Origin of the sequence: Caulobacter segnis (assembly GCF_003243465.1) — a bacterium.
In the GTDB taxonomy this organism is placed as follows: Bacteria; Pseudomonadota; Alphaproteobacteria; order Caulobacterales; family Caulobacteraceae; genus Caulobacter; species Caulobacter segnis_A.
Genome location: NZ_QFQZ01000036.1, coordinates 33,565 through 44,618, shown reverse-complemented (window position 1 = coordinate 44,618; position 11,054 = coordinate 33,565). Strand labels below are relative to the sequence as shown.

The window sequence follows — 11,054 nt, the reverse complement described above, 5'->3', positions numbered from 1 at the left end:
TGGGCCCTTCCAGGTCGACCTCGACGATCTCCAGCGGCTTCTTGGCTTCGAAAGCGACGGCGGCGCGGGTCTTCATCGGGAGGTCTCCTGAGATCTTCGGCGCCCTTGGTACGCCCCCGCAGGCCTGGCGATAATCCCGCCCGGCGCAAAACATTGTTGCATAATGGGGATAATTCACCCACCACGCGGCCATGAGCCGCTGGGATGGCATCGACGAATTCGTGGCCACGGCCGAGGCCGAGAGCTTCTCGCGCGCCGCAGCGCGCCTGGGCCTGTCGACCTCGGGGGTCAGTCGCGCCGTGGCGAGCCTGGAAGAACGGCTGCAGACCCGCCTGCTTTACCGCACGACCCGCCGCGTCAGCCTGACCGACGCCGGGCGCGCCTTCCTCGCCCGCTGCCGACAGCTGATCCAGGACCGCGACGAGGCCCTGGCCGCCGTGGGCGAGGAGGATGGCGAACCGCGCGGCCTGCTGCGCATGACCTGCTCGGCCGCCTATGGCGAGCGGTTCGTGGTTCCAGCCGTCAACGCCTTCGCCCTCTCCCATCCGCGGCTGTCGATCGAGATCGACCTGGACGACGCCGTTCGCGACATCGTCAGCGAAGGCTTCGACCTGGCCATCCGCTTCGGCCGCCTGACCGACAGCCGGCTGATCGCCAAGCGCCTGGCCTCGCGCACGCGCCGGCTGTGCGCCTCGCCGGACTATCTGGCGCGGGCCGGCGCGCCGAAGCAGATCGTCGACCTGGAGGACCACGCCTGCGTGCTGGGGGCCAGCGACACCTGGCCGTTCCGCGACGGCGAACGCGAGATCGCCTTCAAGCCGCGCGGTCGCTGGCGCTGCAACAGCGGCCAGGCCGTGCTGGACGCGACGCTAAGCGGCCTGGGCGTGTGCCAGCTGCCCAACTTCTATGTCGACGCGGCGATCGCCGAAGGACGGCTCATTCCCCTGCTCGATAACCATCGCCCCGCCGACGAGGGGGTCTGGGCCGTCTATCCGCACCTGCGCCTGCTGCCCGCCAAGGTGCGCCTGCTGGTCGAGCACCTGGAGCGGGTGCTGGCCGGCTAGACCTTGGTCACCGGCGGCAGGCGGAAGCGGCCGTCCAGCAGCTCGGCCCGGGGCAGATAGGCGCGCAGGTACATCGCGAACGGCCCCGCCTTGGGCGCGGGCAGCCAGTTGGCCGAGCGCTCGCCGCCTGGGTCGGTGCGGCCGATCCAGATGTCGAGCGATCCGTCGGTGTTGCGCTTGAGGCCTTTCGTGCGGTCGCCGATCGTGTAGCGACCCAGCGGATTGTCGGTGAAGAAGAACTGCCCGTCGGTCGTGGCCTCGTACATCGACAGCGACCAGAAGCCGTCCAGCGGCAGCTTCGCGGGCAGGCTCAGGCGGTAGAGTCCGTCGCCTGTGAACAGTCCCGCCTCGTCGTCGCCGGCGGCCTTCATGTACATCGCTTCGGCCACGGGCAGCGCGCCCAGCCCCTGCAGGGCGACGATCGCCCGGTAGAGATAGTCCTGGCCGAAGTCGCCGAGGCTCGGGCGCGGATAGGCCCAGCCGCCGGTGAAGGTCTGCCGCCCCTTGGCGAACTGGGTGATCAGCCGCGCCTCGTCGACGCCGTCGGCGGCGCTGGCGGCGTCGAACGGACCCGCGCCCAGATAGGCGGCGGTGCGGCGCAGGATACGCAGGTCGCTCGGCGGAGCCGGGTCGCTGGCCAGCAGCGCGCGGGCCGCGGCGAAATAGGCGTCCGGCGCGGCGTCGCGGGTCGCATAGGCGGGGACCGGGGCGGCGGGCGCCCCCTTGAGCAAGAACCCGTCCTGCGCCTTGTGCGCGGCCGCCAGGTCGTCTCCGCCGTCGGTCAGCACGCGCAGCAGGAGCCAGGCATGCGGCGTGGCGATCCGCACGGGATTGGGCCCCGTCGAGGCCTGGCCCGGACCGACCAGTGTGAAGATCCCGCCCTCCCCGCTGATCGTGCGCGTGCCCAGCACCACGTTGTTGTTGGTGAACATGTCCATGACCGCGGCCGAGTAGTAGCGCTGGCCCATCGGCGGGATGGTCAGCGTCGCCGGCCCCTTGGTCAGGTCCAGGAAGGCGATGGAGTAGAGGGTGTCGTTGTTGGGCGTGGTCACGCGGCGCGAGGTGTGGTCCGCCAGGGTCCGCGCGTGATCCAGGCGGTTGATGGCCGCGCCGGGCGCCTTGAGCATCCGCGCCCGGGTGGTCGCCATCTCGATCAGCGGCAGGGCGTAGAGATAGGCGTCTCGCGCCGCCGTCGCGTCCGCCGCCAAGGCCGCCGAGGCCGCAAGGCCAGGAGCGAATCCCAATGCGCCGGCCATGGCCAGCATTTCCCGACGGTTCATGGCGCCCTCCCGGCGTTCATTTCGCGAACGCTTGTTTGACAGGAGTGAACGCGGGAAAGACGAGCGGCGCAAGGGCCGCTCGTCTCCCGTCTACCGCTCCCGGGGAGCCGCCGGGCGGGTATCAGGCCGCGTGGGCGTAGCGCGCGGCGTGAACCGCGGCTTCCAGCGTGATGATGGTGGCGTCGACGCGCTCGTGCGGATCCGATCCGACGACCTTGCGGGCCAGGCCGGCCGGCAGCGCCTAGCGCAGGTGGCCCAGGGCGCGCGGCGGGGCGGCCAGCACGACCTGATCGAAATGGTGCCTGGCGGCCAGGCCTTCCAGGCGCTTGGCCAGGGCCGTCAGGAAAGCCTTTTCAGCCCGATCGCGGGCGTCGCCCGCGTGAGTGATGTGGCTGGGGGCGGCGTGATCGTGATGTTCCTTCACGTCGGCCAGCCATTCGGGCCGGTCATGCAGCGGGCCATCGATGCGCGGCTGTTCCAGAAGGCGGGCGCGACGGCCGTCGGCGACGACGACGAGGGTGATGGCGTCAGGGTTCATGGAAAGGCTCCTTGCTAACCACTGGAGCCAGCTTGCGCCTCGTCGATCCGGCGGCGGATGATCCAGGTCAATTCCGCCGCCGCCCGTTTTTCCTTAAGGGGGCCGCCGCTAAGGGGTCGGCTTCTTGGCCGCCTTCTCCGCCAGCTTGGCCAGCACGCGTCCTCGGCCCTTGCTGAGCGCGGTGATTACGCCCCGGAAGGTGCGGACCTCCTGGTCCGTCAGGCGGGCGCGGGCCAGGGGGACGCGCAGGTTGCGGACCATCGAGGGCTTCTTCTCGGGCGGATGATAGAAGCCGGCCTTCTCCAGCTCGTCCTCGAGATGCTCGTAGAGGCCGAGCATCGCGGCCTGGTCGGCGGGCTCCTCGACGTTCAGCTCGAACTTCTTCCAGGGCCGGTCGTCCTGGGTCATCTTCCATTCGTAGGCGTTGATCGACACCGCCTGGGCGAGATTCAGCGAGCGAAAGCGCTCGTCGATCGGGATCGAGACGATGGCCTGGCACAGGGCGATGTCGTGAGTCTCCAGCCCCGCCCGCTCGCCGCCGAACAGCAGGCCGACCTGGCGGCCTTGGGCGACCTCCTCGGCAAGATGGGCGGCGCTTTCGCGTGGCGTATAGACAGGCAGGCGCGTTTCGCGCGGGCGGGCCGTGGTGGCGTAGACCAGCTTAAGGTCGGCGATGGCGGCTTCCAGGCTGTCGAACACCTTGGCGTCGTCCAGCGGCCAGCTGGCGCCCGAGGCGCTGGCCCAGGCGCGCTCCTGCGGCCAGCCGTCGCGCGGCCGGACCAGGCGCAGGTCGTAAAGGCCGAAATTGGCCATCACCCGCGCGACCGAGCCGATGTTCTCGGCCAGTTGGGGTTCGTTGAGGATCACGCAGGGCGGCGCGGGTCGCGCCGAGGCGGACGGGTTTTCGTCGGTCATCCGCACCCTTTGCCGCCGACCGCGCGCCGGATGCAAGAGGGCAAGCAGCCGAACCGTCACGGCCGCGTTTAGGCGGGATGACGCGCCGCGCCTTCCTGACCGCCCTCGCCGCCCTGCCCATCGTCGCCGCCTGCCGGGAAAAGCCGATGCTGGGCCAGGGCGAGCCGGCCATGGATCCCAAGGCCCTGCAGAAGGCGATGGAGCCTATCGCCGCCCGCGCCGCGCCGGCCGTTCTGGGCGTGGCGGCCGAGGACCTGGGCACGCGCCAGCTCTGGGGCTTCAATGGCGACAGGTCGTTCGTGTTGGGCGCGGCGGCGCGGGTCCCGATCCTGGCGGCCGTCGCGGCCGAGCACGCGGCGGGTCACCTGGACCTGGGCGAGACGATCGCCGTCCGCGACGTCGATCTTTCGCCGCCGCCCAGCCGGATCGCCGACGATTGGCCTGCGCGCCAGGCCTATACGGTTCGGGAGCTGCAAGACCTCGCCCGCGCCGGCGACAACACCGCGCTCGACCTGCTGACCAAGCGGATCGGCGGCCCCGGGGCGGTGAACGGCTGGCTGGACGTTAGGCAACTGGCGGGGATTTCGGTCGACCGCTATCGCCGCCAGATCAAGACCGAGGCCGTCGGCCTGGGCTCGTTCCGCCAGGGCTGGCGTGGCGAGGCCGCCTGGCGTCAAGCGCTCGAAGCCATCCCACCCGCCCAGCGCGGCGCGGCCGCCCGTCGCCACGAGGCCGACCCGCGCGACACCGCCACGCCCGTCGGCATGGTCCGGCTGCTCGAAACCTTCAACACGCGCGAGGTCTTCGCGAGCGCCGATCCTCGCCCGCTGCTCGGCGGTGATCCGGGCTATCTGGCCGCCGTCCTGCCGGAGGGCGCCAGCATCTGGCAGGCGGCGGGCTCGGCGCGTCCCGACCTCGGCGGCGTCGCGGAGAGCCACGCCGTGGCGCTGATCGCGCTGAAAGACGGCCGCCGCATCGCCCTGGCGGTGTTCCTCACGCGCTCCCCCGCCGAGGCTCGCGCGCGCGAGGCGATCATCGCCGAGGCGGGCCGCACGGTGATGAAATCCTTTTAGAGCCTCGCCTGCGCCAGCGCCTCGATCAGTTGCGCCGGATGCAGGGGCTTGGCCAGGTGAAGGTCGGCGCCGGCGGCGAGCGCCGCGGCGATGTGTTCCTCCATGGCGTTGGCGGTCAGCATGATCACCAGCATGGGCGGCGCGCCGGAAGCCGCTTCGCGGGCCCGGATGGCGCGGGTGGCCGACAGGCCGTCCAGCACCGGCATCTGCATATCCATCAGCACGGCGTCGAACGGCGCTTCGTCCAGGACCGCCAGCGCCGCCTCGCCGTCGCCCACCAGAGTCAGGTCGACGCCGAACGGCTGCAGGACGACCTCGACCACCTTGCGATTGGTGGGATGGTCCTCGGCCACCAGAACACGCAGCCCCTCCAGCGAGATGACGCCGACAGGCTCCTCCTGGGCCTTGGACGGCGCCTGGTCGCAGCGGGGCAGAGGCAGGACGACCTCGAAACGAGCGCCCTGGCCCGGCGCGCCGTCCGCGCTGATCCGCCCCCCCATCTTCGCGGTCAGGGCGGCGCAGATCGACAGACCAAGACCCGTTCCCCCGTATTGGCGGGTGATCGACTGATCGGCCTGCACGAAGCGCTTGAACAGGCGCTCGCGCACGGCTGCGTCGAACCCGACACCGGTGTCGCGCACCACGAAGCGCGGACCGGATTCGACGCGGTCCACCTCCAGCGCCACCTCGCCCTGGTCGGTGAACTTCACGGCGTTGGCCAACAGGTTCGAGAGGATCTGGCTGATGCGGCCCGGGTCGCCGCGATAGGTTCCCGCCGCCTCCGGCGCCACCGACCAACGGAAGACCAGCCCCTTGGCCTGGGCGGCCGCCGCATGGAGTTCGGCCATGCCCTGGACCAGCAGGGCCAGGTCGAAGGGTTCGGGAGTCAGCTGGAACTCCCCGGCGTCGATCTTGGATGCGTCCAGGATATCGCTGAGCACCTGCTCCAGCAGGCGCCCCGAGGATGCGACCAAGGCGGCCAGCTCGCGGCGCACGGCGGGGTCCTGTTCCTCGGCGAGGCGGTCGCCGATAGCGATCACCCCGTTCAGGGGCGTGCGAAGCTCATGGCTCATATTGGCCAGGAAGACCGACTTGGCCTGGTTCGCCCGCTCCAGTTCGGCGGTGCGCTGGGTCACGCGCTCTTCCAGGGAGCGCAGCAGTTCGTCGTTCTGCTCGCGCTGGCCCCGCAGCGACCGCGCCAGCGCCCCGATCTCGTCCTCGCGGGTCTCGATGGACGCCGCCGCCGCGGGGTTGCGCGCCCGCTGGGCGTCGGCGAGGTTGCGAAGCGGCGCGACGACCATCTGGTTGGTCAGGCGATACAGCAGCAGGATTTGCGCCAGCACGCCCAGGAAGCCGAACAGCAGCACCCATGAGGCGGTCTTCAGCGACGACCAGATGATGTCCCTCGACGGAAAGGTCATCAGGAACCACCAGCCCGGCTCCACCAGGCGCCCGTAGGCCACCAGCCTGTCGCCGCGCGGCGACAGCACCGTGCCGACGTCGCGGTTCTGCGCCCGGACGTGCCGAACCAGGTTGCGAAGATCGCTGTCGGTCTCGAAGCGGCGCAGGGCGAAGGCGTCGACTGCGCCCTTCCGGGAGATGCCCTGGGCGGCGATCAGCTCGCCGCTATCCGCGACGATCATGTTGTGGCCGCCTGGCAGCGCATCGCCCACCGCCCGCAGCAGGTAGGAGTTCAGCGACAGACTGGTCCCGAAAGCGCCCAGGAAGCGGCCATTCAGGTAGAACGGCGTCAGGCAGGCGACGGACAGCCGCCGTCCGGTGGGATCGGAGATCAACCGGCGCAGCTTGGTGCACCTCATGACCCGTTCGGGATTGTTCCGCGGCAAGGTCAGTTGGGTCATCTCCTCGCCGCCGATGTCGAGGTTCGGCGGGGCGTCGCGCCGATAGAAGAGCAGCTTGTCGGCGCGCTTGGGCCCAAACATCACCACCCGCGCGTCCGGGGTGAAGAAGTAGAAGTTGTCGTAGTGCCGCAGCTGGGCCTCGCCGGTCGCGGCCACCACGTCCAGGGCCGAGACGAACAGCGTCTTCTCGGCCGGCGTCAGGGTGGCGGCGCGCGGCATGTAGGCGCCGACGCCATAGACATAGCGCTCGCCGATCCGGGCGCCGTCGAAAAGCCCCGGCGCAGAGCGGCGGGTGCCGTCGCCGCGCTCGGGGAACAGGGCGTCGAACCGCGCCGCGTCGCGGGCGCCGTCGCCCATCCGCAGGCGCCGCGTCAGGGCTTCGGCGGCGGCGTCCTGGACCTTCACCAGATCCGAGAACAGCCGATCCTCGGTCTTGACCCGCTCGGCGACATAGGCCGCCAGATGACGGGTCTGGGCGTCGGCCGCGCTCTCGCGGACGAAGAAGAAGGCCGCCGCCGTGGCGACGCCGGTCACGGCGACGGACAGCATCGCGACCATGGTCAGCAGCCGACGCGCCAACGGCTTGGCGACCTGATCGTTCGGAACTGAATTGCCGTTCACAGCACCCCCGCGCCGGTCGCTTCTGCGGACCGGCCTCACTCTGGAAATTCACGCGATCGGTTACTGAAACGCCCTTCGCACACTGTTTTCGCGCACGCGCCCCCGCCGGCGGAAAACCCCAACTGACGAACTGAAGGATCGAACGTCAGCGCTTGCGCCAACCGATCCGCTTTTCCCTCGCGACGCAACAGTCTATAGCCAGCCGGTCCGCGCCGCGTCCTGGCCCTGTGCGCCAGGCCGCTCCAGGCGCGCCACCGCCAGAGGAACTGCCCCGCAATGGCCAAGATCAAAGTCGCCAATCCCGTCGTCGACATGGACGGGGACGAAATGACCCGGATCATCTGGAAGCTCATCAAGGATAAGCTGATCTTCCCGTACCTGGACCTGGAACTGGATTACTACGACCTGTCGGTTGAAAACCGTGACGCCACCGACGACCAGGTCACGATCGACGCCGCCAACGCGACCAAGAAGCATGGCGTCGCCGTCAAGTGCGCCACCATCACGCCGGACGAAGCCCGCGTGAAGGAGTTCAACCTGAAAAAGATGTGGAAGTCGCCGAATGGCACGATCCGCAACATCCTGGGCGGCGTGATCTTCCGCGAACCGATCATCTGCCAGAACGTGCCGCGCCTGGTGCCGGGCTGGACCCAGCCGATCATCGTCGGCCGTCACGCCTTCGGCGACCAGTACCGCGCCACCGACTTCCTGTTCCCCGGCAAGGGCACGCTGACGATCAAGTTTGTCGGCGAGGACGGCCAGACGATCGAACACGAAGTGTTCAAGGCTCCGGGTTCGGGCGTCGCCATGGCGATGTACAACCTCGACGAGTCGATCCGCGAGTTCGCCCACGCCTCGTTCGCCTACGGCCTGAACCGCAAATACCCGGTCTACCTGTCGACCAAGAACACGATCCTCAAGGCCTATGACGGTCGCTTCAAGGACATCTTCCAGGAAGTCTACGACGCGCACTACGCCGAGCAGTTCAAGGCCCTGGGCATCCACTACGAGCACCGCCTGATCGACGACATGGTCGCCTCGGCGCTGAAGTGGTCGGGCGGCTATGTCTGGGCCTGCAAGAACTACGACGGCGACGTGCAGTCGGACATCGTCGCCCAGGGCTTCGGCTCGCTGGGCCTGATGACCTCGGTGTTGATGACGCCGGACGGCAAGACGGTGGAAGCCGAGGCCGCCCACGGCACCGTCACCCGCCACTACCGCCAGCACCAGAAGGGCGAGAGCACCTCGACCAACTCGATCGCCTCGATCTTCGCCTGGACGCGTGGTCTGGCCCACCGCGCCAAGCTGGACAACAACACTGAGCTGGCCAACTTCGCCGCCACGCTCGAGAAGGTCTGCGTCGACACCGTCGAGAGCGGCTACATGACCAAGGACCTGGCCCTGCTGGTCGGCGACAAGCAAGGCTGGCTGACCACCGAAGGCTTCCTCGACAAGATCGACGAGAACCTGAAGAAGGCCATGGCCGCGGCCTAAGCTTCGCTTTAGCGAAGACGGCTCAAGAGCGCCCCCGGATCACCTCCGGGGGCGTTTTTCGTTGTGGACGCTAGGCCCGTAAGGCTGTCTATGCGCTGCTGACCTGTCGGAGACGCCATGACCCTGCAGAAGCGGATCTGGGATCTGATCGTGCTGGCGATCTTCGTGTTCGCCGCCGCCTTCGTTTCCGCGCCCTGGTTCGCGTTCCGGGCGCTGAAGGCGGCCGCCCAGTACGAGGACGTCCAGGCGATCGGCGAGCTGGTCGACTTCCCCGCCGTCCGCAGCAGCCTGACGGCGCAACTGGTGGCCGACGCGCCCGCCGCCAAGCCCGAAGCGCCCTCGATCTGGCGCGACCCGTTGGGGGTCTTCAAGAAGGCCGTGGAGCCGATCGCGCCGACGGAGCCCAAGGTCGACCGCTATCTGACGGTGTCCGGCTTCAGCGCCCTGACCCGCGGCTACGCGCCGGGCGCTGCCCCGCCCGCCCCCGCTTCGGGCGACGCGCTGAAGCAGGCGTTCACGGGACCTCATCCGACCATCGCCTACTGGGATCCGAACCGGGTGCGCATCGCGGTCAAGCGGCCGGGTGCGCGCGGCAAGACGACGGTCTTCACCTTCGAGCGCCAGGCCCTGTTCACCTGGAAGCTGGCGCACATCCGCCTGCCCGCCGACGAGCGCCAAGGCTGAAAGAGCTACTTTCGTGATCGCTGTCGTCGCCGATGTCCTGGGCCGCGTCTGGCCGTTCTTCCTGCTGGTCGGCGCCGGACTGGCGCTGAGCCGCCTGCGCCTGCTGGACGCCCAGCAGGCGCGTGGCCTGTCGCTCTATGTCTACTGGATCGGCTTTCCGGCGCTGTTGCTTCATTCGCTGTCGCGGCTGGGCCGTCCGCCGCCCGAGCTGGCGGCGGGTCTCGCGGCCTACGCCCTCGTGGGACTCGTGGTCATGGCGGCGGTCGTGCTTCTGGGCCGGGCGCTGAAATGGAGCAAGGCCGAGCAGGCCGGCGCGTCGATGGCCAGCGGCGTCGGCAACAGCGCCTTCCTGACCCTGCCGATCACCGGGGCGGTCCTGGGGGCCGAGACCGCGCGACTGGCGGCCGGCGTCATCGCGGTCGACTTCGTCGTCCTGTCCGCCGCGGGGGTGGGCTTGCTCGGCTGGGCGGCCGGGCGCTCTGTCGGCCGCTCGATCCTGCAGGCCTTCCGCAATCCCGTCGTCGCGGCGGCGTTCGCCGGGGTGGCGCTCGCCCTGCTGGATTTGAAGACGCCGCAAGCCCTCGATCGCGCGCTCGACCTGGCCGCGGCGTCGGGCAGCCCTGTCGGTCTGGTGGCGCTTGGCGCGGCGCTGGGGCTTCGCGAAACCGGAGGCCAGGCTCGGCCACGCACGGCGCCGATCGCCGCGGCGGCGATCGCCAAGCTGGTCCTGTTCCCGCTGGGAGCCTGGCTGGTCATCGGCCTGACGCCGGCCCCGCCCGCCTTCCGCGCCGGCGCCACCCTGCTGGCGGCCGCGCCGACCGCCGTCAGCGTCTTCATCCAGACCCGCACCTACGATGTCTTCGCCCGCGGCGCCGCGCGCACGGTCGCCCTGACCACGGCGGCGGCGATGGCCACCCTGGCGGTCGCGGTGCTGTTGCTGGTTCACCGCTAACGGCGGTTTCTAACGCCGACCGTCGCTCAACCCGGTCCCTGGCCGGTGAGCACGCTGGAAGTCGGTGAACCGCCCGGCTTGCCCTCGTCGCCGGCCTTCCAGCCGCTCGGGCATGGCCCCAGGCGTTGATAGCGTCGGGCCTGGACGATCTTGCCGACCGCGCTCTCCAGGGGCTGGAGGGCGAAGCGGACCGTGAAGTCGTCCGGCGTCCTGCGGTCCGTCGTCACATAGAGGCCGTAGCGGGCGCCGCCGACCTCGCAGCGTGAAATGTGCTCGTCAGGGGTGTCCTTGGCCGGCTTGCCAACGGGCAGGCACGGCAGGCCGCCGACCTTGGGCTCCGCCCGCTGGAAGGCGCCCACCAGCTCCGGGTTGGCGCAGACGTCGATCGCGCCGGCCTGGCCGCCTGAGTCCTCGACCACGCTCACCCGCCAGAGCGACGGCGGCGTGAAATGCGCCGGCGTCCTGGCCACCTCGCGCTCGCAGCCTGCGAGGACCAGGACCACGCCCGCAGCGGCGAGCCGTCGCATCGACATCGGGAGAGACATGGGGCGTCGCCAGGATTACAAACGTA

Annotated in this window: 10 protein-coding genes and 1 pseudogene; 5 read left to right on the top strand and 6 right to left on the bottom strand. The window is 69.8% G+C overall.

The features are described 5' to 3' along the window. Positions 1 to 76 (bottom strand): hypothetical protein (locus DI526_RS12595; RefSeq protein ID WP_304278308.1); only part of this gene is annotated, 76 nt, incomplete at its 3' end. Positions 77 to 191: 115 nt separating this feature from the next. On the opposite strand from DI526_RS12595, the gene DI526_RS12590 reads away from it, so the two are divergent. Further along, on the top strand, positions 192 to 1,064 hold the full coding sequence (locus DI526_RS12590; RefSeq protein WP_304278303.1) for a LysR family transcriptional regulator: 873 nt from the start codon (positions 192 to 194) through the stop codon (positions 1,062 to 1,064). Here the strand turns inward: DI526_RS12590 and DI526_RS12585 are convergent. The 3 genes and pseudogenes from DI526_RS12585 to DI526_RS12575 form a co-directional block, all read right to left on the bottom strand. Continuing rightward, positions 1,061 to 2,344, bottom strand: coding sequence for a DUF1254 domain-containing protein (locus DI526_RS12585; protein ID WP_304278300.1), 1,284 nt, complete (start codon positions 2,342 to 2,344; stop codon positions 1,061 to 1,063). The genes DI526_RS12590 and DI526_RS12585 overlap by 4 nt on opposite strands. Positions 2,345 to 2,465: 121 nt before the next feature. Beyond that, a pseudogene (locus tag DI526_RS12580) lies at positions 2,466 to 2,882 on the bottom strand (host attachment protein). Positions 2,883 to 2,990: 108 nt separating this feature from the next. Further along, on the bottom strand, positions 2,991 to 3,797 hold the full coding sequence (locus tag DI526_RS12575; protein WP_304278295.1) for an RNA methyltransferase: 807 nt from the start codon (positions 3,795 to 3,797) through the stop codon (positions 2,991 to 2,993). Positions 3,798 to 3,874: 77 nt separating this feature from the next. Between DI526_RS12575 and DI526_RS12570 the strand changes: the two genes are divergently transcribed. Beyond that, positions 3,875 to 4,870 carry a serine hydrolase gene (locus tag DI526_RS12570; protein ID WP_304278293.1) on the top strand — a complete coding sequence of 332 codons (996 nt, stop codon included), beginning with the start codon at positions 3,875 to 3,877 and terminating at the stop codon, positions 4,868 to 4,870. Here the strand turns inward: DI526_RS12570 and DI526_RS12565 are convergent. After that, positions 4,867 to 7,290: an ATP-binding protein gene (locus DI526_RS12565; protein WP_304278306.1), complete on the bottom strand. Its 2,424-nt coding sequence runs from the start codon at positions 7,288 to 7,290 to the stop codon at positions 4,867 to 4,869. The genes DI526_RS12570 and DI526_RS12565 overlap by 4 nt on opposite strands. Positions 7,291 to 7,629: 339 nt before the next feature. Between DI526_RS12565 and DI526_RS12560 the strand changes: the two genes are divergently transcribed. The 3 genes from DI526_RS12560 to DI526_RS12550 all read left to right on the top strand — a co-directional run bounded on the left by DI526_RS12560 (position 7,630) and on the right by DI526_RS12550 (position 10,483). Further along, positions 7,630 to 8,847, top strand: a complete 1,218-nt coding sequence (locus DI526_RS12560; RefSeq protein ID WP_304278290.1) for an NADP-dependent isocitrate dehydrogenase — start codon at positions 7,630 to 7,632, stop codon at positions 8,845 to 8,847. Positions 8,848 to 8,964: 117 nt separating this feature from the next. Beyond that, the gene (locus DI526_RS12555) at positions 8,965 to 9,531 is read left to right on the top strand and encodes a DUF2939 domain-containing protein (RefSeq protein WP_304278287.1); all 567 of its coding nucleotides are present in this window, start codon (positions 8,965 to 8,967) and stop codon (positions 9,529 to 9,531) included. Positions 9,532 to 9,544: 13 nt separating this feature from the next. Next, complete coding sequence (locus tag DI526_RS12550) at positions 9,545 to 10,483, top strand: AEC family transporter (protein WP_304278284.1); 939 nt, start codon at positions 9,545 to 9,547, stop codon at positions 10,481 to 10,483. 26 nt (positions 10,484 to 10,509) lie between these two features. Here the strand turns inward: DI526_RS12550 and DI526_RS12545 are convergent, their stop codons facing one another. Then, positions 10,510 to 11,028, bottom strand: coding sequence for a hypothetical protein (locus tag DI526_RS12545; RefSeq protein WP_304278282.1), 519 nt, complete (start codon positions 11,026 to 11,028; stop codon positions 10,510 to 10,512). Positions 11,029 to 11,054 lie beyond the last annotated feature (26 nt).